We start from the raw sequence: 22,536 nt of genomic DNA on the forward strand, positions 1-22,536 counted from the left end.
ACTCTGACCCCATTTCTTTAAAAGTGGTAGGCGTAGGATAGGTTCAGGAAGTCTAATCCGGGGTTGTCGTTGTTAAAGCCGCCGTTTGAAAAGTGCATATAGCGCAGTGCGACATGTTGTTTCTTATCGATCTCTACAAAAACACCTAATCTGTCTTCGAACTGATAGTTAGATCCAATATCTTTACCAGCGACTTTCTGACTACCAATGTAACTCGCTCCTATCCCCGCTTCTATATATACGGGATATTTGTCATAGAGCGTTGAAACCTGTTTCATAAATACAGGAGTTAATGACGCGCCGTAGCTAGTACTATGTGTATCGTTTTCACCATACTCCCACACTACGGCACTCACTTCCCAGTATAGCTTTAGGTCGCCAAACCAATCAGTAGTAAGCGTTTGTTCAAGTGGCCTGTACGCGAAGCGCATACCATCGATATCGTCAAAGCCGTGCATATAATCTACACTCACGGTTTGTTTCGCTTGTACGCTACTTGCGGTGAAAATAATGAAAAAAGAAAATAGAAGTAGTGATGCCTGTTTCATAATTGCTCCTTGATCTGATAATCAACAAGCAAAATTTTTTCCAATTAAAAATTATTTTAATTTCAAAGGGATAATAAAAACTAAATGCCGAACTATTCCACGCGAGTAGTGTAATTTACTGACACTGTTGAAGTTTTTACAAAGGTGTCCAGCGTGTATCTGCACTTACATGTTGCTCTTCCATCAGACGCTCGATCAGTTGCTTTGTATCTTCAATACCATACTTCGCTTTAATTTTATTTATGCTTTCAGATTCTGAAAGTATGAATGTATTGAGCTCGGCAATGATCTCGGGGTGTCTTAAGGTTGATAGCGAAAATGAGACAACGTTGTGTGGCAGGGTTAAATCAGCGGCAAATGGTCCCATTTGCGGAAAGCGACGAGCAACGTTTTTAGCGGCATTATATTCCACATCTAAAGCATCTACTTTATCGCTCTGTAGAAGGTTAAGCCCATCATAAATACTGTTTACGCCTGTTACCTTAACGGTACCGTTCTTAATTTGCTGTTCCCACTTTACAGGGGAAAATCCGTCTGGCGTGGCAAGTTTTGTTATATGAGTAATTCCTTTACCAAGGTTATCTGTTTTAACCAAAGTCACGGCGAATGTTTCTGCCAGAGGTTCAGAATATACTTTGTTAAGGCTATGGGTTATTTGATCATACCATCTGGCGTTATCAGGAAAGACAAAGTCTACATTGCCTTTTTTCAATTCTATTTGAAGGCGTTTAACTGGCATGCTCAAGTATACAAAGCGATGTCCGCTTTGCTTTGAGAATGCTTCAAGAATAGCCCAACCCAACCCCTTTTCATGATCCGATGAAAAGTTGTAATACGGATAATATTCAATATTTTGAGCGCCTACGATATAGGTGTCGGCTGAAACAAAAGGACTTGAAAGTGTGCATGCAACTGGCAATACCACCATTTGCACAAAGCGACGAATACTATTTCCAAACCTCTTCAATTTTCAATCCTTGTTCTATCAAAAGCTTCTGAGACAACTGCTCGAAAGGGGTTATTCCGTATTTTGTTTTTATACTATCAATTAATTCTGGATTTGAGGATATGAACTTATTAAGTTCACTAATAATGTCTTGATGATAAAGCGTAGATAGGGAAAAAGGAATTTCATTATGTGGAAGCGTCAAATCTAAAGTAAATGCATCTTGCTCATATGATAGAGGAGCAGATCGCTGGCTAACGAAATACTCTAAATCTAACCCGTCTACACGTTCTTGGTACAAAAGCGCCAAGCCTTGTTGAATATCCGTAACCCAAGTTATTTGGGTACGTTGAGTGTCTATTCTTTCTTGCCAATTTACCGGTGTGAAGCCTAACGGCATGGCGAGGTTTTTTATCTTTTCGATGCCTTTCCCAGCGTTCTGTCGTTTTACAATTGTCCCCGTTACTGCGCTGGTTAATGGGAGGGAAAAGTACTTGTCATTTGAAGTGGTAATGCTGTTATACCAGCCTCTATTATCAGGGTATACAAAGTCAACATTACCTTTAACTAACTCGAGTTGAAGCCGTCTTATAGGCAAGCTTAAATACACAAACTCGTGTCCCGAAGCTTCAGAAAAAGCTTCTAAAATTGACCAGGCAACCCCTTTATCTGTTGATGATGCAAAATCGTAATGGGGGAAATAAGCTAAGTTTTGTGCGCCAATCACATATTTATCTGCATAAATATTAAGGCTAAACAAACAGCCAATGAAAAGCCTAATACATCGCATCATTCTAAACTCCAAAATGACTACAGCAATTTACAATATACAAATAAATTATCTTTGAAGCATTTCCTTGAGAGGAAGATTTTTAATACAAAAATAAATCGCGTATCTATACACCATAATTTATCGTTTTGCGGGTGTAAAATACTCAGTGAAAATCTCTTGAACTTAATGACAGCTTTTCGAGCCACGGCGTCCGATCAATAAGCTTACCTGCAATAATATGGATAACTCCTTCTTTGGAGCGTTCGATAATACCATTTACCTGTAGTAGTTTAGCCTTTAAGAATGTTTGTTGCTGAGCACGAGCGGTGGCTTGCCATACCACAACGTTCATATTGCCTATATCATCTTCCAAAGTCAGAAAGGTAACGCCTGCGGCTGTACCCGGGGCCTGTCGACCTGTTACTGCGCCGAGTACTTTTACAACAGATTTATTGGTCTTGTCTTTAAGCGAATTGGACCAGCTTATGTCTTTAAGCTTATGTTGCTTTTTGAGTAAAGAAATAGGGTGGTTATTTACTGATAAGCCGGTTGAGGCATAGTCTTCAAGTAAGTTTTCTGCCTCGGTCGGTGCAGCACCCAGCGGTGTGGCATTTTTATCTGCATAAAAATCGTCAGTATCAAACAGTGGTAAACGCGTTTGAGTATCCATAATTCGCCAGCGAGTTTCATATCGATTGCCTGAAATAGTGCGAAGGGCATCGGCGCTGGCCAGTGCCTCTAGTTCGTGACTTTTAAGCGATAACTGCTGCAATTGTTCAACATTGGTGTAGCTTTTGTCTGAACGGTTTTCCACGATAAGCTGAGACGATGCTTCACTTAAGCCTTTAATAAGCTTAAGACCAAGCTGAATGTGTTTTTCCTGGCCTTGTACCACCAGAGAATGCTCAACGTCAGACTGGTTAACACAAGGCGCTTCTACCCCTATGTGGTGACGCTTAGCGTCTTGAACTAACTGAGACGGAGAATAAAACCCCATGGGCCAGCTATTTAACAGCGCTACGTAAAACTCAACGGGAAAGTAAAACTTCAACCAGCAAGACACATAAGCTAATACGGCAAAAGATGCTGAGTGCGATTCAGGAAAGCCGTAACCTGCAAAGCCTTTTATTTGTTCAAATAAGTTGTGGGCGAACGTACTGTCATAGCCTTTATCCGTCATGCCTCTAATAAGCTTGTCTCTGAATTCAAAAATTCTACCGTCTTTTTTCCAGCTCGCCATGGCGCGACGCAGTTGATCGGCTTCTCCGCCACTGAAGCCAGCTGCAACCATGGCAAGCTGAATCACTTGCTCTTGAAAGATAGGCACGCCCATAGTGCGAGACAGAACTTTCTCCACATCTTTAGATGGGTAGCTAATGGTTTCGTTACCGTGTCGGCGTATCAAATAAGGGTGGACCATATCACCCTGAATCGGACCCGGCCGTACAATGGCTATTTGTACGACCAAATCGTAATAGCGACGAGGTTTGAGCCTTGGCAGCATAGACATCTGAGCCCGTGATTCTATTTGAAAAACGCCTACCGTATCGGCCCGACAAATCATATCGAAAACTTGTTTGTCATCTCCAAGCTTAGTAATGAACGGAATACTGGTTTCAACGGGATACTGTTTATTGATAAGAGAGAATGCGCGACGTATAGCGCTTAACATCCCAAGTGCTAACACATCGACTTTTAATAGGCCTAAGGTTTCAATGTCGTCCTTATCCCACTGAATAATAGTACGTTCTTCCATCGCGGCGTTCTCAACAGGAACAAGATCGTAGAGCGGCCCTGCGCTAATAACAAAACCGCCTACATGTTGCGACAAATGTCGGGGCGTGCCCAGTAAAGCTTCGGTAAGGGTAATTAACTGCTGCACCCTAGGCTCTTCAGGGTTTAGCCCAAGCCCTGCCAGCTGGGATTTCCACGGAATAACGCTGTCTCGGCGATTAATCTGCTTTACCACAAAATCAAGCTGTGATTCGCTGAAGCCCAGCGCCTTGCCCACATCTTTAAACGCTGACTTAAAGCGATAGCAAATAACCGTAGCTGCGATAGCGGTTCTTTCTCTGCCATATTTTTTGTAAATGTATTGGATGATCTCTTCACGACGCTGATGCTCAAAATCCACATCAATATCGGGTGGTTCGTTACGTTCTTTAGAAATAAAGCGTTCGAACAGCACACTTATTTGCCTGGGGTCTACCGCGGTTATTTCCAAGCAATAGCACACTACCGAGTTGGCCGCAGAGCCGCGCCCTTGATACAAAATGCGTTGTCGTTTGGCAAACTGAACAATGTCGTAAATGGTTAAAAAGAAATACTCATACTCTTGTTCGGCAATAAGCGTCAGTTCTTTTTCTATGATTTGGCGAATATCAGGGGTGATACCTTCAGGGAAACGCACTTTTATACCGGCCTCTACACGTTCCCGTAAATACGAAGTGGGCGTATACCCTTCAGGTACAAGCTCCGCTGGATAGTGGTAGCGCAGCTCTTCTAAGGAAAACGTGAATACATGGGCAAGGGCATTGGTATTGGCAATCCATTTCTCAGGGTAAAGCTTCTTAATTTTTTGTACGGTTCGCAGACTACGCTCTGCATTACTCAACGCATCCCGACCTATTTTGTCTACACTGGTATGCACGTTAGTAGCATGCAATACATGTTGAAGCGGCAGTCTGTCGGCGTGATGCATGAGTACACCTGTACAGGCAATAACAGGAAAAGGATAGGCAGACTGCAGATGATTGTAATGCGCAAACCTGTGGTGATCCCGTCCGTCTAATAGGCGCTGAGCGCCAATATAGGCATCAATACTAGGGTGTTTTTGCAGCCATTCAGCCCAATGTTTGTCTTTAGCTTCTTTGCCGCTTGGTAACCAAATGAATTTGCAATGGCGAATGGTACGCAAGTCCCACTCAGCTAGTTGGTATTCACCTTTATCAGAGCGACGCCTCGCGTTAGTAATAATTCGGCACAGTTCGCTATAGGCCGCTTTGTTCGGGCACAACAGCACAAAAGATAAAGTGTCATCAAATACAAAGTAACTACCCACAATAAGCGTAATCGGTAGACCCTGATGCTTAATTTCATCGAAAGCCCGTACCACACCTGCTACTGAACATTCATCGGTAATGGCAAGTGCGTCGTAACCAAGGAAAGAAGCCGTGGTAACAAGCTCTGCGGGGGAAGAGGCGCCGCAAAGAAAGCTATAATTGCTTTGGCAAAAGAGCTCACTGTATTTCATGATATTGCCTTTACCTTTTTCTTTAACCGTATACCGCTAGCAAAAAAGGCCCTGCACCCACCAGCGGCTCTCTTCGTCTTTAAACACTAAAAGCCTTACGCATTGCTCAGTTTGGGCGATGAAATAATCACGCTTTGTTGGGCTGTCATGCCACCACTCGCTGTGTAAACGCACGGGGCCAAAGCAAATTTGGGTAGCCTGAATAAGCGGTTTAGGTACATCAAAAGTGAAGGTGGGCGTAATGTCACTGCTATAAGCATAATTACGGGTGCAGTTACCGGTGCTCGACTCCGTCACCGTCATATATTCAAACTGATGGCTGTCGGCAGCGAGAGGTTGAAACGTACTGTTATCGCCTAGCTTCGCGTTTAAGCGCCCAATTAATTGCTTTTGTGCAATATCGTTAAATCTGTCGCTAAAAAAGTCGCCATTCTGCGTATCCATTTCTTCAAATTGCTGACAGGTAAGCGCAATGGCTGTGGCTGGTTCAGGCAGCTCTAGATTCTCAGTTTTAAGACTAAACAAGGGCAGCCAACTTTGTACTGAAGACTGAGGCAGTGCCGAACGTATATTAATATCCATTACAGGTGCTTCTCTGAAATGAATATGTACACTGATGCTGGATGTATATAAGTTTCTTGCCCGTAAATAGTGAGACAAATGCTCAAACTGCTGGCTGACAAAAGGGGTTAGATGCTGCGTGTTTTCAATATCAAAAGGCAATAGGATAAAGTTATCGAAGTGCTCCAAAGGCCTAAATAACGTAACGCGTGGAAAGGTTTCTCCCCTTAACGCAGTAAGATACATAATAGTGTTATTGTCAAAGCGCCGACCCAGTTCTTGTACCGGCATTGCCAACAGCTGTTGTACGCAGGAAACGCCCACCCTTGCCAACGAGTCAATGACTTTAGGTGATAGAGCCGTAATAGAAAGCGGGCACGTACTTAGCGCTTTTTTTATGTCATCGGATGTATGCAAGTAGGTATTAAATTTATGAAGCGCTAATACTTTTGCGGCCTCAATTGTCCATGCGCTAGCAAAATGATAGCGAATATCTGCTTCAGCAAGTGCTTGGGTTAAAGTTTTCCACAGTGGCGTATGACCGCCATAGTAATGAGTTAGGTTATCTAGCCTTACTGCCAGACCGTTTACACTATTTGAGTGAATGTGGTTGTCTAATACGATGTCAGAAGCCAGTGGATAAAGCCGATGGGCTAACTGCGTCAGCATATGCTTTTCAGCTTCTTCACTGAAAGGCAGAATATGTACGTAAGGGCATAGCGCCGCCGCTTGAGCTAGCCCATGCCCAATTTCAATACCTTCTTTTTTCGCAATATCATTACACTGCGTAATTTTGTTTGTTTTACTGCAGTACACCGCAACGGGAGTATTCGACGCTAACGCTGAATACTGGTTGTTAGTTTCGTGCTTCGACAACTGGCTATGTGCACGCTTACTTCTAGCCGCTTTGATATGGCTGTCTAAAGTTAGTTGATAGCAGTAAATATAAGCCCACAGCATCATTAGCTCACAGAGTGTAATGCCTGATCGGAAAGCGTGTTGTGTGCCATGGCCCATTTAATGGCGTGATTGTCGGGGGTCCACCGATGGGAAATAACAATGTTATCTTTGGGCCAGCCATGACGCTGCTTGCGTATGTTCACCGCCAAAGCGTGGGGGTTGCCTTTTAGCGCAATATCCAACGTGATGGGTAATGCACTGTCGCTTTCATTCGACAGGTTGACTTGTGAATCGCTCCCCATGTCGGCCTTTGGGTAACCTAACTGTGAGGCCTGCTGTTGCGGTGGAGTATACAGCAAGCACAGCGCATCATTATGCGTTGCTGCTACCTGTAGGCGTCGCGCTTCTTTTTGATTTACAGCATTACTCCACAGCACTACGCAATGGCAAGCCGTACTTTTTAAACATTGCTCAGCAGCCCACAATGACTCTTGTTCAGAACGTGTTTTTACTACCAGCACTTGTTGCGCTTTAAGCCCCAGATTTTCTAACCATGGCGACTGTAGTAGCCCGGGAGGGTTAATAAACACCACCAGTTTGTGCGTACGATGCTGGCAAATAACTCGTTTAAAGAGTGAAAGCTCACCCACCCCGGTTAACGAGGAGATACGGACAAGGCCTGTAGATGCAACGCCACCGTTAAGCGCTTTATCCAGACGCGGAAAGCCCAGCGAAAACTTGGCTTCACTTTGCTTCTGATCTCTGGCCCGCCAAATATGCGGGTGGTTATTAAGCACAGATAACGATTTATTCATGGCACTCAAAATAAACTGTATTTTTATACAGTATTATAGTGCAGCAATAACCCTTTTCAAGACAAAAGGTTTTTGACTTGTTGTTTTAAGCGCTAACTTACTGATTAGTTTGGAAAGGTAAAAAGATTAAACTTTTAAAAGCGTAGCTTAGGGGGGCCAGGGGCGCTGAGCTTACTGCATAGCAAAGCGGGCGACCCTGTCATAAAGTTAGCGCTGTATAAGCGCTAACGAGGGACACAGAGTAAAATGTTACTCTTCAGATGGTTCTTTTTGAGCCTTTGCAGTCGTGCCGCTTACTGTTGCTGTAACGGTTTGGCAAAAAGCAATAAATCCGTCTGCGGTATTTTTTGCCCACACCATGCGAACGTTGCTAGGTAGAGCCTTTACCACCTCACGAATTTCCTCAAGCGTCACTTCTTCATTAAGCAGCACCTTATTCAGTGACTCCTCAAATGACATGCCTTTCTCACAACAGGCCATGACGATAGTCGAAAAGTTGCGCATAAGCGGGTGCAGCGCATTGTATTGAGTTTGGTCGATAAGGCGGCTTTTATAGGCACTTTCAATACGCGCAGTAAGATTTTTCTCTAACGCATCTGTAACAAGAACAAGGTTGCGATAAGCATACGTAACCTTGTTGTTGGTCTGTTTATTCGAGTGGCGCAATAGCGCCAGCTCTTTCTGTAAATTCTGCGCTCGCAGCACAAAGTAAATTAAAAACAGGATAAGTAATCCAATAACACCAAATGCAACGATCATGTCTATTGTGCCTTTTGTTCTTCTATAAACGTATTGATGTTTTGCTCCAAGATAAACAATGGAACTGAGCCGTTTTCTAACACGGCGCGGTGGAATTTACGCACATCAAAACGCTCGCCTAATGCTTTCTCTGCCTTCTTGCGAAGGCCTTTAATTTTGATTTCACCAATCTTGTAAGACAAGGCTTGCGCTGGCCAAGAGATATAGCGGTCTATTTCAGTATTTACGTTGTGTTCTGAAAGCGCGGTGTTTTCCATCATATAATCAACCGCTTGTTGACGACTCCAGCCCATCGTGTGCATACCGGTATCCACAACCAAGCGACACGCACGCCACATTTCGTAGCTTAAGCGACCGAAGTTGTCGTACGGCGTTTCGTAAATACCTGCTTCAATACCTAAAAACTCAGAGTACAGACCCCAGCCTTCACCAAACGCTGAAATATAGGTGTTACGACGTACCATAGGTAAGTCTTCAAGCTCTGCTGCCAACGATATTTGAAGATGGTGGCCAGGCACTGCTTCGTGCAAGGTCAGTGCAGGCAATGCATACAAAGGGCGCTTATCGAGGGCATACGTGTTTACCCAGTAATATCCTGGCTGATCATCGCGGCTAGGATGAATGTAACGGCCCGTTGTATATTTGGGCGCGATAGCGTCTGGTACAGGCGCTACACCGTAAGGCGTTCTTGGCAGATACTCAAAGAGCGAAGGAAGCTTTGCGTCCATTTTCTTTGCAATGAACGACGCCTCTTTTAGTAAATCTTCAGCGCTGGTGGCATAGAATTGCAGGTCTTCGCGTAAAAACGCAATGAAGTCGTTAATGTCGCCATCAAAGCCAAGCTCATCCACAATTTGCCGCATTTGCGCGCGAATGCGTTTTACTTCAGACAACCCTAAATCATGGATTTCCTGAGGCGTCATATCCGTGGTGGTGTAATGCTTGGCTCTATTGGCGTAATACGCAACGCCATCAGGCCAGTTATTCGCGGCAATATCTTCACGGGCATTAGGAATGTATTCATCTACCATGAAGTCGTAGAACATTTGATACGCAGGCAACACGCTGCTGTTTATAGCAGCCTTGCCTTGTTCCGTTAGCGCTGATTTCTGCTCGGCAGTAAAGTACTCTGGAAAGCGGGTAAATGGAGAATAAAAACCACTGTCCTCAGCCTTTTCAACAATGTACGACGCTACCGAGTTCTCAAACCCTTTTAACACTACTTTAGGCTGCGTGTAGCCTTCTTTTAGCGCTTGTTTCATATACGCAATTTGTTGGTCAAAATAAGGTTTCAGCGCGTTTAGGCGGCTAATGTAGGCCTGATAATCTTCTACGCGCTTAAAGGTGGATAAATTAGGAAGCGAGGCCATTGCACCGTGAAAGCCATATTCTGAATTGATCGGTACTAAATGCGCGCGGTACGTATACTCGTCCACATAGTTAGCCAAACGATATTGTTGCATCAGCAAGGCAATATAGGCATCAGTAGAGATATCTTCTTTTTTATACTGGCTTAAGGCCTTTTGAAAAGCACGCCATTGTTCATCTTGTGCTTTCAGAGCCTTGGGAGAAATATCCGGTAATACGTGGGCAAGTGAAGCATCGCCTTCGCGAGAAGCTAGAAGTGGGGAAACCGAAAGCTCGTATTGCCAAATGTCATCAAGTAGTTGATACAAGCTTTCATCGTTAAGGTCCTTTGCAGATGAGCTAACGCTGCAAATAAATAATAATGCTGCTAAAACATAGCGATACATAAGGGTCTCCGGCAACCTTCACCGGAATGACCCGGCGGTTACTCTTTCGTTGGTGTATATATTGGACTAGGGAAAGCAGTTACTTTATCAGATTTATTTTCTAATTTAGTAATTTTGGCCGAACCTTTTTTATTTACAGCGTCAATGCGCAAAATGTTGTGCATCGGAACATAAGTTTTTGTTACTTCAGAAAATTCGGCTTTTAACCTTTCATGGCTAGGGTCTACAACAACACTTGTGTGGGTGTCCCACACAAAGTCACCTATCTCGATAAAGCCAAACAAAGCGCCCTGAGTAAGGGTTCTAACGTAAAGTTCGTAACGTTCTCCATTGCTGATGAACTGAACGCGGTAAAGAATATCGTCTTTCGACATAGATGCTGCTCTTCACTAAAAAAACATAACAATATCCGGAAACGGAGCCGGCATGCGACTGACAATTTTACCTTGCTCATAAAATGCGAGCAACGGTAGGAAACACATGGTAAACATAAGCAGTTTAATGGTATTCCGCCTATTAACTGCGTTACCATGATGCACACTTAGTTATATGGTGAAATTAGAATGATAAAAAAACTCCTTATAGGTAGTGCAATGACAGCAATGACCTTTGCTGCTACTGCCCATAACCACGCATCGACAGACAATGCTTTTAACCCTGATACACAGCGAATCAAATCGCACCTGTTTTTCCTAGCAGATGATTTGCTTGAAGGTCGTGACACGGGCTCTCGTGGCCATGAAATTGCGGCGCTATATATTGCGACCGAATTTGCTAAATATGGTTTGAAGCCAGCGGGTACAGACGGCTACATGCAAAACGTAGCGTTTCGCAAAGCGAATCTGGTTCAAGAGTCTCCCAAGTTTACTTTCACGCAAAACGGCGAAACCGTCGATTTTGACTATCCGAAAGAATATCTAGCTAGCCCGAGCTTGCTTAGCACCGAGGCTAATGTAAAAGGTGAAATGGTCTTTGTGGGCTACGGCATTGTGGCAGACGAGCTATCTCACAACGATTACAAAGACTTAGATGTAAAAGGTAAGGTTGTTGTAGCGCTTGCTGGTAAGCCAAGTGACTTTCCATCAGAAGAGGGCGCTCACTTTGCGTCTGGCTATCAAAAGCAAAAGTATGCGGTAGACAATGGCGCTATTGGCATGATCACTATCACAACGCCTAAAAATGAAAAGGTACGCCCTTATCAAAGCCGTTTGAACTACATCCATACGCCGCGTATGGCATGGTTAGACGACAGTGGTCAGCCTGCAAACAGCTTTTCTCAGCTTAAAGGTGGCGCTTACATGAGTGAAGGCGCTGCGCGTAAGTTATTTGAAGGCGCAGAAAAGAGTCTTGATGACGTTTATGCACAGCTTGAAGCCGACAAAGTACCACAAGGCTTTGCGTTAAACGGTGTGGTTGATATCAGTAAGACGAGCGTACACGACACCATCACTAGCCCAAATGTTGTGGGTGTACTTGAAGGTTCTGACCCAGAGCTTAAAAACGAGTATGTGGTTTTCTCTGCTCACTCTGACCATATTGGTTTTGCCAAGACCGTGAAGAAAGACAACATTAACAATGGTGCCATGGACAATGCGTCTGGTACGTCAGTGATGTTAGAAACTGCACGCCTGTTTAGCGAAATGGAAGAAAAGCCAAAGCGCTCAATTCTGTTCGTATCGGTAACGGGTGAAGAGAAGGGCCTGCTAGGTGCAGACTATTTTGCTCGTAATCCAACTGTACCGGTTACTTCAATGGTGGCGAACGTAAATCTAGATATGCCAATTTTGACTTACGAGTTTGCAGACGTTATTGCGTTTGGCGCGAACCACAGTGATTTGCAAGAGTCAGTGGAAAAAGCGGCGGCGAATGCCAACATTGAACTAAGCCCTGACCCATGGCCTGAGCAAGCGTTATTCACTCGCTCAGATCACTATGCGTTTGTAAAGCAAGGTGTGCCTTCAGTGTTTATGGTGCCGGGTCTGAAGTCTAAAGATCCTAACGTAGATGGCAGCAAGGTGTTTGGTCAGTTCTTATCTACGCACTACCATAAGCCTAGTGACGACATTAACCAACCATTCAACTGGAATGCGGCAGAGACTTTCACCAAGGTTAACGCGCAAATTGGTTGGACACTAGCAAACCAAAAGAACAAGCCTAAGTGGAACGATGGCGATTTCTTTGGAAACACGTTTAGCAAGTAAGTCCATATTTATTAAACGTTAAAAAGCAGCATTTTTATGCTGCTTTTTTTGTGCCTGTAGCTTACGAATAGTAAGTGAAGTAATGAATTATGTGCATGTTGGAACGCTGAGAGCTGTGCTCGGCAGCTATTGATTTAATTGCACTTTCCATATTAATTTTGAAAAGTATCAATGCAATATAGAATGGGAAACAAGCAATAAAAAAGGCGCTTGAAAGCGCCTTAGTCGTAACTTAATTGGGTTCTAAACAAACATTTGCTTGAAAGCAGCCCATTGTTCATTGAACTGCTCGGTTGGCTTACGCGTAAATCCACTGCGGATAAAGCCATTAATACGGCCATCGGTGTAGCAAATCATCATGTTGGCGATAATCGCTTCATCTGCAGAAAGGGTTTTACCTTCGCGTAGCTTGCGCTCTCTTAGCACTTGTTTAAGCTGCGTTTCTAAACGCTCGAAAAGCTTTGCTATGCGCGCGCGCAACCGGTCTTGTTCGCCCATTAACGCATCACCATTTAATATTCGAGTAATACCCGGGTTCTTCTCAGCAAAGCCCAAAATAAGATGAAGAATAAGCTGACAACGCGTAAGCGAGTCTTTCTCTTCATTCACAATCTTATTGATGCGCGTGAAAAGTGTTTCTTCAATAAACTCGATAAGCCCTTCAAACATTCGCGCTTTACTTGGAAAGTGACGGTAAAGTGCCGCTTCAGACACTCCCACTTTTTCCGCTAATTTAGCAGTAGTGATACGTTGACCTGGGCTGGTTTCTAACATTCCAGCAAGTGCTTGCAGAATTTGAGCTCTGCGATTTGTTTTTTTGACAGCAGGCATGACGAAAGTATTTCCTCCGCTACCGAGTTATAGCAACTCGGGCTCCATGTTAAGTTGGCTTACATCAAAGCGTTTATATTTATCGTTTTTATTATCGACACTTAATAAGCATCTGTTAGTTTTTATTGTTTAAAGCGTAGCGCTCTGCAACAAGTGCAAGTAATTGACCCGCTAACTCGTTTTTACTGGTTGCAGGTAATCGTTTATCACCATCTTGCCATATTACGTGCAGTGCATTTTTATCACTGTTAAACCCCAGACCCTCGGCAGTAATATCGTTAGCTGCAATCATGTCTAGCTTCTTTTTGGCTAGCTTCGAGCGTGCATAATCTTCTACATTTTGGCTTTCGGCCGCAAAGCCCACACAAAATGGTCTGTCTTGGCTGGTGGATATGGTTGCTAGAATATCAGGGTTTTTAACAAAAGTAAGTGTTAACTCATCACCAGTTTTCTTAATTTTATTGTCGGCAACGCTCACGGCCTTGTAATCTGCTACAGCAGCCGTACTAATAAATATATCTGTGGAGGCTTTAAGTGTTTGACAAGTATTAAGCATTTCCTCTGCGGTAGTGACATTAATACGGTCACAGCGTTCGGGCGTTTCAAGCGACACAGGTCCTGCCACTAAGGTTACATTTGCCCCCGCGAGTGCTGCTGCCTGAGCGATGGCAAACCCCATCTTTCCTGAGCTGTGATTTGAAATATATCGTACAGGGTCCAAAGGTTCTCTGGTTGGTCCCGCTGTTATCGTAATATTCTTTCCCGATAACGCCTTTAGCGACGAAGAAAGGGATAAAGCGTCTCTCTCTGCGTCATTTATTACATTGGCAATATCAACAGGCTCAACCATTCGACCTGAACCCACATCGCCACAGGCTTGTTCACCACTTGCCGGGCCAATAAAGGTTACGCCGTGCTCTTTTAAAATATCGATGTTGCGCTTTGTTGCTACCGCTTTCCACATTTGTTGATTCATGGCAGGAGCAATAAAGAGTTTCGCTGTTGTTGCAAGGTACAGTGTAGTCAGCAAGTCGTCTGCCATACCGTGAGCAAGCTTAGCGATGGTGTTTGCGGTTGCGGGGGCAACAAGTAAGATATCAGCCCACTTTGCCAATTCAATATGTCCCATCGCGGCTTCAGCAGCAGGGTCAAGCAGCTGGCGATGCACAGGGTTTCCTGACACAGCCTGAAGTGATAATGAACTAACGAACTCTGCGGCAGAGTCTGTTAGAACCACACGCACGTTTGCGCCTAACGCAGTAAGCTTGCGCACAAGATCAGGTGCTTTATAAGCGGCAATCCCGCCGGTAACACCTAGCAAAATATTTTTATTAGCAATAGACATAGAAGAACACAAAATCTCGAAATTAGCGTTAGCCTACCATGGTGACAAAAAATCGGATAGCTGAACGAAAGTAGGTCTTGTTTCGACAGTGGCATGTAAACAGTGCCTACAGGTGTCAAAAATCAATAATAAACCCGCCTTTTATACAGTCGTTTCTTTGTCACCATTCATCTATAAACAACCTTTTATAGAATAGTCGGGCTAGATGAATGTCGATAAAAGTATGGCCAAAGAATGAAAGGCCAAGAGAAAAATTATTGCAGCACGGGGCTGAAAGCTTAAGTGATGCTGAACTCATCGCTGTCTTGCTGGGAAAAGGTGTGAAAGGAAAAAGCGCTGTGTCTGTAGCACATGAACTTCTCAACGAGCTAGGCTGCTTACGGGGTGTGGTAACAGCAACGAAAGAACGGTTTGCCAAAATAACGGGAGTTGGACCGTGCAAGTATGCGCAGTTTCAGGCGGGCTTTGAAATATTTAAACGCAATTTGGAAATAAAGCTGAAGCGTCAGGACGTTTTTAATAATGTAGATGATACTAAACGTTATCTACAGGCAAAGCTAAGAGACTGTGAACGTGAGAAGTTCGCGCTTTTAATGCTTGATAGCCAACATCAGCTTATTGCTTTTCGCACTATGTTTAACGGTACGATCAACAGTGCAGCGGTCTATCCAAGAGAATTGATCAAACAAGTAATGATCGATAATGCAGCCGCGATCATTTTGGTTCATAATCATCCTTCAGGCGTTGCTGAGCCTAGTCATGCGGATATAAGATTAACCGCAGAGATCAAAAGCGCAATGGCGTCGATCGATGTGCCAGTTTTAGATCATTTTGTGGTTGGTGATAAAGAAACTGTTTCATTCGCACAGCGAGGCTTGTTAAGATAAGAAATCTAAGTCATTTGTCGATTATAATCTAGTCAAATGGTTGAAAATGATTTAGCATAGGATTTAGTGGGTTATTTTATTAAAGGACTGTTATGAAGAAGTCAATCATTGCATTATTTGCAGCTGCAACTATGGTTGCAGGCGTTAACGCACAAGAAGGTGAAGGTGGTAGTGGTACTACTGGCATCGGCGGCGTAAGCGGCGGTGTGATCGCGTCTGGTGTTGTTGTTGCGGGTATCGTTGCGGGTGTTGTAAACAACAACTCTGCTGATGCACCAGGAAATGGCGGCACTACTCCAGGTCAACCTACTTGTGAAGGTGACGACCAAATCGTTGATGGTGTGTGCGTAGGTACAACCGAAACTGTTACTGTAACTACCTCTGGTTCTGTAACAAAAACCATCACCGTACCTGTTACATTTACTTACGCACCGACCGTACAGTAAATTTAAGAGTATTCGAAAAAGCCGCTTTTTTTAGCGGCTTTTTTTATTTTTATAGCAAAGTTCATTTGTTTTTAGTTTTTGTCGGCGCATTTTAATGAAACTACACACTTTATTTGCCCTTTCGGGTGTTGTTTGCCTTTTTCTTTCCGGATGTTCCACCACGTCACTAGCGTATTACAACACGCTGAAGCTCGCGCTAAAAGATAGAACAGTTAGTTATACCGTTGAAGAGATTGCTGCTAGTAAAGCTGATCTTATGCAAATTAAAGCGGGCGGAAGAGATGCAGCCTCGCTTGCCCTTGCGTATATCGATGGTGAAAAGTACCGGTGGGTATCTGGTGATAAAGTCATCTTCACCATGCACCATGGCATTATCGTTAAAACTGAAGGTTTGGATCACGACCTATACTACACGGGAAATCTTCAGCACAACCCGCTTGCCACCAACAATGTTCTGCCATTCAATTGGAAACGCAAAGTTGATATTGCTTCCATAGGTTACGGTGTGCCGGTTGACTCATCTTGGCGAATAGAAGGGGAAGAAACTCGCGAATATTTAGGTTTTTCTGTTCCGGTAATTAAGGTTATCGAAACCGTAGAGTTTTCTGAATACACGCCATTTATCGACGTAGGGTTGTCGTGGGAAAACACGTATTTCTTGCACAAATACTCGAAGGAACTTCTGGCCTCAAAGCAGCAGTTCAGCCCTGAAGGAGACGTTTACGATATGGTTTATTTAAGCCGAGTAGTACGTGAGATGAAGACACAAGGAGCAACGCAATAATGAAGTATATCTATACGCTTTTTATTGCCCTAGGCCTTACTGCAGCTACCAAGTTATATGCAAATGATAACCTTGTTAGTGTCATGATAAACAAGCAAACCTATCAGTTCGACAGGCCGATACGACTATCAAGCGTACTGTCCATTGTCGCTGATAATGGTGATTGGTACTGGCCTTCAGCTTCAGCCTTTGATTTAGCTAATCCTAAAGCTGAAGAAGAGAAAGAGATAGCGCTATCTCAAATTAGCGGACTGCTCAATCAATTTGATGCCGATTCTGAAACACATAAAGCCCTTCAAAATCTCTATGATCAGGTAAGCTCATGGACGGTGTCTACACGCATAGACATGCCAATTTCCTACAATCGAGCGAGGTTGTTTTTTGAAGACAACCCTATGTTTCAGCCAGGTAAATACTGGATTCGACTAAATGGAAGACCTGACGTTGTGCATTTCTCTGGCGCTGTTGTAAAGCCTGGTGCGTACAAGCATCAAAGCGATACGTCGGTTTATACGGCTGTTCAAACGGTGAAAAAAGCGGTTGATGCCGACAGAAGTCATGTCTACGTAATTGATCCAATGGGAAATATTGAAGAAAAGGGTATTGCTTATTGGAATTTAGATTTTGGGCAGCTTATGCCGGGCAGCCAAGTCTATGTTCCTATCTCATCAGAACTCTTTAGCAATAAACTTAAGCAATTAAATGAGCGCGTAGCCGCTTTAGCAGTACATAGGGTTTTACCTCAATGAGTGCGCCACTACTTTCTAAGAAAAAAACACTCGCGCTTGTAATTGGCAGCGCGCTTTCTTCTACCGCTTTTGCTGATACTCAAGTTCGCGTTACTCCTTCGCAGATGGTGCAGGGCGGAAATGGTCTTATTCAAACACCAACGGCTCGTATGCGAGACGAAGGTGGAATGGCCATTAACTATACCGACAACGGCGAATATCGCTTCTGGTCTGTTAACATTCAGCTTTATGATTGGATGGAAGCAACAGCCCGTTATACTGACGTGCGCACAAGACTTTACAGTCAAGTTGAATCATTCAGTGGTGATCAAACGCTGAAAGATAAAGGCTTAGACGTTAAATTCAGATTATGGAAAGAAAGCTACTATCTGCCAGATATCAGTGTCGGCTTCAGAGACTTTGGTGGAACAGGCTTTTTTGAAAGTGAATACGTCAACGCCAGTAAATCTATCGGTCCATTCGACTTTCACCTTGGCTTAGGCTGGGGATATCTCGGTACAGCCGATGACATCAGCAACCCGTTTTGCGAGCTTAAAGACAGCTTCTGTGAACGCCCAGGGGGCTTCTCTGGTCGCGGTGGTAAGGTAGACTACGACCAGTTTTTTAAAGGAACAACCGCATTTTTCGGTGGTGTGGAATACCAAACACCATGGGAGCCGCTAACGCTAAAGCTTGAGTTCGAAGGGAATGATTATTCTCGTGACAGAGCTGGACAGCTAGAGCAAGATTCTCGTTGGAATGTTGGTGCAGTGTATCGTTATAAAGACTTCGATTTCACGTTGAACTATCAACGAGGTAATACTGTTGGTTTCGGCGTTACTTATCGCTTTAATATGAATACGGCTTCGCAAATAAAGTTCGATGAACCACCTAAGAACCTGATGGGTAGAAAGGTGCCACAAGACGTGAAAGATGTTGATAAATCCCGTCTTTACAATGACCTTTACCGGTCGGGGGGCTTTGTACTGTCTGATGCTGAAATTAAAGAGGACAGCGCTACGTTTTACGGTACACAGGTTGCCTATCGTGACCAGGATGAAGCCATTGAGCGAATTGGTCGCGTGGCGGCCTCAGAGCTTCCAGATTCCGTAAAAACCTATCATGTAGTAGACAATCGCGCAGGTCTTCCTTTAGTAGACACGCAGGTGGATGCCGAGGCCTTTATTGCTGCAGCGCGTTACGAATCTGTTGACGCAGATATCACTGAAACCTACGTCAGAACATCACCCTCAAAAGAAGTGCTCGACGCCTATGATCCTGCCAATACATCTGGCTTCTACTACAGCGCAGATTTCTTCTTTACCCAATCATTCGGTAACCCAGAAGATTTCTATCTGTATCAAACCGGATTATTGCTAAACGGCGGTTATGCTTTTAACGAAAACTTTGCAATCATGAGCAGTGCCAGGGTTACGCTTCTAGATAACTTCGACAAGTTTAACTACTTGGTAGATAACGAAGAAGTGTCGCTACCTCGCGTGCGTACTCGAGTTCGTGAATATGTGTCAGCAAACGATGTATGGCTAGATACAACATTCTTACATTACAAAGACACCATTGCAGAAGACCTCTATGCTCAAGCGTACGCGGGTTATCTAGAAACCATGTTTGCTGGTGTAGGCGGTGAAATACTGTATCGTCCCGTTGATAGTAACTTGGCTTACGGACTTGATATCGCTTACGTAAAACAGCGCGATCCTTACAGTCAAACAGGTTTGGAAGACTACACAGCGGTCACTGGACACGCTAGTGTCTATTGGCAGCCAGAATTCTTAGACGACACGCAAATTACCGTAAGTGCTGGACAATTCTTAGCCAAAGATAAAGGCGTGAATATCGATTATGCGAAGCGTTTCGATAGCGGTATCATTGTTGGTGCATATGCGGCATTCACTGATGTATCGTCAGAAGAATACGGCGAGGGAAGCTTCACCAAAGGCTTCTACATTTCCATACCTACAGATCTGTTCTTGTTAGAACCTACCAAAGGTCGCGGATTATTCCCATGGGTGCCAATTTCTCGTGATGGCGGTCAAATGCTGCGTCGACCAACTCGTTTGATTGACATGACTGAAATAAGGTCACCATTTTTTGATTAAATAGAAATACGCCGCGTTCGCGTGGCGTTTATTCGCGTGCGGATATCTTAGATGCTGCAATGCGAATATAAAATTAAAGCGTAGATTGCGTATTTATTCATAGCCTAACCGCTTAGGGAAAAGTACAATACGGGCCGTGAAAAATGAGAGCTGGTAGTTTTTCGAGCAAAAAAAAGCCAAAAAGTAACCTTTTTGTACTTTCTTATTGAAATGATCCTGCCTTTGCTGTATAAAATGCGCCCTCTAATTTATAGTAATACGTCATTTGACCCAACCACTGTTTGAGCGCTTGGGATTAACTGACGCGACAGTTATCGTTGTTCTGGAGACAAATACAATGTCAAGAGTATGCCAAGTAACAGGTAAGCGTCCAACGGTTGGTAATAACCGTTCACACGCAAGAAATGCGACTCGTCGTCGCTTTTTGCCAAACCTTCAAACACACCGTTTTTGGGTTGAGAGCGAAAACCGTTTTGTAAAACTACGTTTGTCTGCAAAAGGCATGCGTATCATCGACAAGAAAGGTATTGATTCAGTACTAACTGACATCCGTACCCGTGGTGAGAAAATCTAAGGAAGCCGACAATGCGTGATAAAATTAAACTAGTTTCTTCAGCAGGTACAGGTTTCTTCTACACTACTGATAAAAACAAGCGTAACATGCCTGGCAAAATGGAGATCAAAAAGTATGATCCCGTTGTGCGTAAGCACGTTATGTTCAAAGAGGCCAAAATCAAGTAATTAGCTTGCTTTTGTCTCCACGAAAACCCAGCCCTTGCTGGGTTTTTTGCTTTTTGAAGAAAATATTTCTACTTCATCACGTCACGATCCCACCGGATCCCATATTCGACGAACCACGATCCCTTGTGTTTGTCTTGCGATCACTGCTTTCTCCCACTTACTTTTTTCCAGCAGGTCCTAGGTTTTCTTTGAATTGAATTAGCTTATATATTGGCTAGGTATTACTATATTCCTAATTTCAGGACTCATATTTAACGGAAAGTCAGGTGGCTAGAATTTCTCAGCGAGCAATGAATAACGTGGTCATTATTGCCATGCTTATCATGATTGCATTGTTCAACTTAGACAGTCTTGTACCTAAGAAGGACGTTGTTCAATCTCGCAGCCTGCTACCTGAAGACGCTTATGTGTTAAAAATAGAGCACGATGGCCATAGCTTAGAGCGAGTTGGGCAGCAGTGGCGCCAGTCAGGTCAAAATACAGTCCTCGCCATCAAGCCGGATGTTCAGTTTTCCCATTGGCAACGGGCAAGGCTTGAGCCGGCCACTGACGTACCCGAAGCGATTACCAACGTACAGCCTTACATCGTCGTAGTATGGCTCGCAGGCAATAATAACGGCAATGTTTACGCCATCTATCCGAATACATCACCTGTTGTGATCAAATTTGAAAATAATTGGTACACATTAACCAACACCGAACTTGATAATCTTTTACCTTGGATACTGTAAATGCCTGAACTACCAGAAGTTGAAGTAAGCCGTTTGGGCGTTTCTCCACACCTTATTGGCAATACCATTACGCAGGTGGTGGTGCGAGAGCGAAGAATGCGCTGGCCCATTCCACAAGAGGTAGCGAACGTTGAAGGGCAGAGCGTTATTGCTGTAAAACGCCGCGCTAAATATCTACTTATTGAAACAGCTAAAGGCACGTTAATTTTACATTTAGGTATGTCGGGTAAATTACGCGTTATCGATGCGTCGACACCAATTATTAAGCATGACCACGTAGACATTGTTTTAAACACAGGTAAGTGCTTACGTTTCAACGACCCAAGGCGCTTTGGTGCAGTGTTATTTCAGGCCCCTGATATGCAAATAGCCATGCTTGATAACTTGGGCCCAGAGCCGCTTACAGACGACTTTGACGATAAGCGTTTATTTAAACTATCGCGCAATAGAAAAGGCCCCGTCAAAAACTTCATCATGGATAACGCCATTGTGGTAGGTGTAGGAAACATCTACGCGAACGAAGCACTGTTTTTAGCTGGTATAGATCCGCGAAGAGCGGCAGGAAACATTAGCGCTGCCCGCTATCAGTCGCTAACTGCAACCATTAAGCAAGTATTGGCCAAAGCCATTGAACAAGGCGGCACAACATTAAAAGACTTTGCGCAAACCGACGGTAAGCCTGGGTATTTTGCACAGCACTTGAATGTGTATGGGAGAAAAGGTGAGCCTTGTGAAGTGTGTGGAAAAGCCATCGAAAGTAAGATTATTGGGCAGCGAAATACCTTTTTCTGTACTCACTGCCAACGCTAATATACTTACTATTGGTGCTTAACCTTTCTTGCTCAGCCGGTCCTTTAAAGCTTTCTCAACTACTGGGTGGCAAAAGCCACTCACTGCACCGCGGTGAAGAGCGACTTCTTTTACTAGGGTGGAAGAGATAAAAGAATTCTCTTCAGCAGGAGTAAGAAAAACACTTTCTAGCTTTGGGTTTAAACGGCGATTCATATTTGCGAGTTGAAACTCGTATTCGAAATCAGAAACTGCGCGTAAACCACGAATGAGAATCGTGGCATTTTGTTCGTCAGCAAAATCAGCCAATAAACCAGTAAACCCCACTACCTCAACATTTGGTAAGTCAGCAGTGACTTTTTTTATCATTTCTACGCGCTCTTCTAACGTAAACAGTGGCTTTTTACTTGGGTTAGAAGCAATCGCTACAATCACATGAGAAAATAACTGAGATGCGCGTTCAATAAGGTCGGCATGACCGTTAGTGATCGGGTCGAAAGTACCAGGGTAAAGTGCTCTAGTGTGCATAAAGTCGAATCTTTTCGTTGTAGAGGGTTTATGTGTTCAACGTGGCTAATGTAACACATTATTAGCTTATACCAATCCGCTTACCATATGTGCTTTT

At 43.9% G+C, this 22,536-nt stretch carries 22 protein-coding genes; 10 read left to right on the plus strand and 12 right to left on the minus strand.

The window, feature by feature from the left end; all coding sequences use genetic code 11:
- Positions 1-17: 17 nt before the first annotated feature.
- The 9 genes from KUL49_RS18935 to KUL49_RS18975 all read right to left on the minus strand — a co-directional run bounded on the left by KUL49_RS18935 (position 18) and on the right by KUL49_RS18975 (position 10,682).
- Positions 18-548: an acyloxyacyl hydrolase gene (locus KUL49_RS18935; RefSeq protein ID WP_039226989.1), complete on the minus strand. Its 531-nt coding sequence runs from the start codon at positions 546-548 to the stop codon at positions 18-20.
- Between the two features lie 136 nt (positions 549-684).
- Complete coding sequence (locus tag KUL49_RS18940; protein WP_014947742.1) at positions 685-1,515, minus strand: ABC transporter substrate-binding protein; 831 nt, start codon at positions 1,513-1,515, stop codon at positions 685-687.
- On the minus strand, positions 1,496-2,254 hold the full coding sequence (locus KUL49_RS18945; protein WP_242633896.1) for a hypothetical protein: 759 nt from the start codon (positions 2,252-2,254) through the stop codon (positions 1,496-1,498). The genes KUL49_RS18940 and KUL49_RS18945 overlap by 20 nt, the downstream gene beginning before the upstream one ends.
- A 175-nt stretch (positions 2,255-2,429) precedes the next feature.
- On the minus strand, positions 2,430-5,519 hold the full coding sequence (locus tag KUL49_RS18950; RefSeq protein ID WP_131138277.1) for an error-prone DNA polymerase: 3,090 nt from the start codon (positions 5,517-5,519) through the stop codon (positions 2,430-2,432).
- A 36-nt stretch (positions 5,520-5,555) separates the two neighbouring features.
- On the minus strand, positions 5,556-7,043 hold the full coding sequence (locus KUL49_RS18955) for a DNA polymerase Y family protein (protein WP_131138278.1): 1,488 nt from the start codon (positions 7,041-7,043) through the stop codon (positions 5,556-5,558).
- Positions 7,043-7,795 (minus strand): recombinase RecA, encoded by a 753-nt coding sequence (locus KUL49_RS18960; protein WP_131138279.1) that lies wholly within the window; start codon positions 7,793-7,795, stop codon positions 7,043-7,045. Before KUL49_RS18960 ends, KUL49_RS18955 begins: the two co-directional genes overlap by 1 nt.
- A 249-nt stretch (positions 7,796-8,044) precedes the next feature.
- Positions 8,045-8,554, minus strand: coding sequence for a hypothetical protein (locus KUL49_RS18965; protein WP_131138280.1), 510 nt, complete (start codon positions 8,552-8,554; stop codon positions 8,045-8,047).
- Between the two features lie 2 nt (positions 8,555-8,556).
- Positions 8,557-10,308, minus strand: a complete 1,752-nt coding sequence (locus KUL49_RS18970) for a DUF885 family protein (protein ID WP_131138281.1) — start codon at positions 10,306-10,308, stop codon at positions 8,557-8,559.
- Between the two features lie 38 nt (positions 10,309-10,346).
- Positions 10,347-10,682, minus strand: coding sequence for a DUF1820 family protein (locus tag KUL49_RS18975; RefSeq protein WP_039226976.1), 336 nt, complete (start codon positions 10,680-10,682; stop codon positions 10,347-10,349).
- 189 nt (positions 10,683-10,871) lie between these two features.
- On the opposite strand from KUL49_RS18975, the gene KUL49_RS18980 reads away from it, so the two are divergent.
- Positions 10,872-12,509 carry a M28 family metallopeptidase gene (locus KUL49_RS18980; RefSeq protein ID WP_014947750.1) on the plus strand — a complete coding sequence of 546 codons (1,638 nt, stop codon included), beginning with the start codon at positions 10,872-10,874 and terminating at the stop codon, positions 12,507-12,509.
- A gap of 243 nt (positions 12,510-12,752) precedes the next feature.
- Here the strand turns inward: KUL49_RS18980 and slmA are convergent, their stop codons facing one another.
- Together slmA and coaBC are read right to left on the minus strand one after the other, a co-directional pair.
- Positions 12,753-13,340 (minus strand): nucleoid occlusion factor SlmA, encoded by a 588-nt coding sequence (gene slmA, locus KUL49_RS18985; RefSeq protein ID WP_012516568.1) that lies wholly within the window; start codon positions 13,338-13,340, stop codon positions 12,753-12,755.
- A gap of 115 nt (positions 13,341-13,455) precedes the next feature.
- Positions 13,456-14,685 carry a bifunctional phosphopantothenoylcysteine decarboxylase/phosphopantothenate--cysteine ligase CoaBC gene (gene coaBC / locus KUL49_RS18990; RefSeq protein WP_131138282.1) on the minus strand — a complete coding sequence of 410 codons (1,230 nt, stop codon included), beginning with the start codon at positions 14,683-14,685 and terminating at the stop codon, positions 13,456-13,458.
- Positions 14,686-14,894: 209 nt separating this feature from the next.
- Here coaBC and radC point away from each other — a divergent pair, with 209 nt between their 5' ends.
- The 9 genes from radC (at position 14,895) to mutM (ending at position 21,932) form a co-directional block, all read left to right on the plus strand.
- Positions 14,895-15,572, plus strand: a complete 678-nt coding sequence (gene radC / locus KUL49_RS18995; RefSeq protein ID WP_014947752.1) for a DNA repair protein RadC — start codon at positions 14,895-14,897, stop codon at positions 15,570-15,572.
- A gap of 92 nt (positions 15,573-15,664) precedes the next feature.
- On the plus strand, positions 15,665-16,018 hold the full coding sequence (locus KUL49_RS19000; protein WP_131138283.1) for a hypothetical protein: 354 nt from the start codon (positions 15,665-15,667) through the stop codon (positions 16,016-16,018).
- A 94-nt stretch (positions 16,019-16,112) separates the two neighbouring features.
- Positions 16,113-16,802 (plus strand): YjbF family lipoprotein, encoded by a 690-nt coding sequence (locus tag KUL49_RS19005; RefSeq protein WP_014947754.1) that lies wholly within the window; start codon positions 16,113-16,115, stop codon positions 16,800-16,802.
- Entirely contained in the window at positions 16,802-17,551 is a 750-nt protein-coding gene (locus KUL49_RS19010) for a capsule biosynthesis GfcC family protein (protein WP_131138284.1), read from the plus strand. The genes KUL49_RS19005 and KUL49_RS19010 overlap by 1 nt, the downstream gene beginning before the upstream one ends.
- Positions 17,548-19,650 (plus strand): YjbH domain-containing protein, encoded by a 2,103-nt coding sequence (locus tag KUL49_RS19015; protein ID WP_014977887.1) that lies wholly within the window; start codon positions 17,548-17,550, stop codon positions 19,648-19,650. The genes KUL49_RS19010 and KUL49_RS19015 overlap by 4 nt, the downstream gene beginning before the upstream one ends.
- A gap of 337 nt (positions 19,651-19,987) precedes the next feature.
- Positions 19,988-20,224: a 50S ribosomal protein L28 gene (rpmB, locus tag KUL49_RS19020; protein ID WP_014947757.1), complete on the plus strand. Its 237-nt coding sequence runs from the start codon at positions 19,988-19,990 to the stop codon at positions 20,222-20,224.
- An 11-nt stretch (positions 20,225-20,235) separates the two neighbouring features.
- A complete protein-coding gene (gene rpmG / locus KUL49_RS19025; RefSeq protein WP_012516577.1) occupies positions 20,236-20,391 on the plus strand; it encodes a 50S ribosomal protein L33 in 156 nt (51 codons plus the stop codon).
- 266 nt (positions 20,392-20,657) lie between these two features.
- The gene (locus tag KUL49_RS19030; RefSeq protein ID WP_039226967.1) at positions 20,658-21,122 is read left to right on the plus strand and encodes a hypothetical protein; all 465 of its coding nucleotides are present in this window, start codon (positions 20,658-20,660) and stop codon (positions 21,120-21,122) included.
- Positions 21,123-21,932 carry a bifunctional DNA-formamidopyrimidine glycosylase/DNA-(apurinic or apyrimidinic site) lyase gene (gene mutM / locus KUL49_RS19035; RefSeq protein ID WP_131138285.1) on the plus strand — a complete coding sequence of 270 codons (810 nt, stop codon included), beginning with the start codon at positions 21,123-21,125 and terminating at the stop codon, positions 21,930-21,932.
- Positions 21,933-21,950: 18 nt separating this feature from the next.
- On the opposite strand, the gene coaD is transcribed toward mutM, so the two are convergent.
- Positions 21,951-22,439, minus strand: a complete 489-nt coding sequence (gene coaD, locus KUL49_RS19040) for a pantetheine-phosphate adenylyltransferase (protein WP_131138286.1) — start codon at positions 22,437-22,439, stop codon at positions 21,951-21,953.
- Positions 22,440-22,536 lie beyond the last annotated feature (97 nt).

It is taken from the genome of Alteromonas sp. KUL17, assembly GCF_006538305.1.
GTDB classification, from domain to species: domain Bacteria; phylum Pseudomonadota; class Gammaproteobacteria; order Enterobacterales; family Alteromonadaceae; genus Alteromonas; species Alteromonas macleodii.

Excerpts from the sequence above, each read along its gene's own strand:
- KUL49_RS18935 (WP_039226989.1), bottom strand. The coding sequence starts at position 548 with ATGAAACAGGCATCACTACTTCTATTTTCTTTTTTCATTATTTTCACC.
- KUL49_RS18950 (WP_131138277.1), bottom strand. The coding sequence starts at position 5,519 with ATGAAATACAGTGAGCTCTTTTGCCAAAGCAATTATAGCTTTCTTTGC.
- KUL49_RS18955 (WP_131138278.1), bottom strand. The coding sequence starts at position 7,043 with ATGATGCTGTGGGCTTATATTTACTGCTATCAACTAACTTTAGACAGC.
- KUL49_RS18960 (WP_131138279.1), bottom strand. The coding sequence starts at position 7,795 with ATGAATAAATCGTTATCTGTGCTTAATAACCACCCGCATATTTGGCGG.
- KUL49_RS18965 (WP_131138280.1), bottom strand. The coding sequence starts at position 8,554 with ATGATCGTTGCATTTGGTGTTATTGGATTACTTATCCTGTTTTTAATT.
- KUL49_RS18970 (WP_131138281.1), bottom strand. The coding sequence starts at position 10,308 with ATGTATCGCTATGTTTTAGCAGCATTATTATTTATTTGCAGCGTTAGC.
- KUL49_RS18975 (WP_039226976.1), bottom strand. The coding sequence starts at position 10,682 with ATGTCGAAAGACGATATTCTTTACCGCGTTCAGTTCATCAGCAATGGA.
- KUL49_RS18980 (WP_014947750.1), top strand. The coding sequence starts at position 10,872 with ATGATAAAAAAACTCCTTATAGGTAGTGCAATGACAGCAATGACCTTT.
- slmA (WP_012516568.1), bottom strand. The coding sequence starts at position 13,340 with ATGCCTGCTGTCAAAAAAACAAATCGCAGAGCTCAAATTCTGCAAGCA.
- coaBC (WP_131138282.1), bottom strand. The coding sequence starts at position 14,685 with ATGTCTATTGCTAATAAAAATATTTTGCTAGGTGTTACCGGCGGGATT.
- radC (WP_014947752.1), top strand. The coding sequence starts at position 14,895 with ATGTCGATAAAAGTATGGCCAAAGAATGAAAGGCCAAGAGAAAAATTA.
- KUL49_RS19000 (WP_131138283.1), top strand. The coding sequence starts at position 15,665 with ATGAAGAAGTCAATCATTGCATTATTTGCAGCTGCAACTATGGTTGCA.
- KUL49_RS19005 (WP_014947754.1), top strand. The coding sequence starts at position 16,113 with ATGAAACTACACACTTTATTTGCCCTTTCGGGTGTTGTTTGCCTTTTT.
- KUL49_RS19010 (WP_131138284.1), top strand. The coding sequence starts at position 16,802 with ATGAAGTATATCTATACGCTTTTTATTGCCCTAGGCCTTACTGCAGCT.
- KUL49_RS19015 (WP_014977887.1), top strand. The coding sequence starts at position 17,548 with ATGAGTGCGCCACTACTTTCTAAGAAAAAAACACTCGCGCTTGTAATT.
- rpmB (WP_014947757.1), top strand. The coding sequence starts at position 19,988 with ATGTCAAGAGTATGCCAAGTAACAGGTAAGCGTCCAACGGTTGGTAAT.
- rpmG (WP_012516577.1), top strand. The coding sequence starts at position 20,236 with ATGCGTGATAAAATTAAACTAGTTTCTTCAGCAGGTACAGGTTTCTTC.
- mutM (WP_131138285.1), top strand. The coding sequence starts at position 21,123 with ATGCCTGAACTACCAGAAGTTGAAGTAAGCCGTTTGGGCGTTTCTCCA.
- coaD (WP_131138286.1), bottom strand. The coding sequence starts at position 22,439 with ATGCACACTAGAGCACTTTACCCTGGTACTTTCGACCCGATCACTAAC.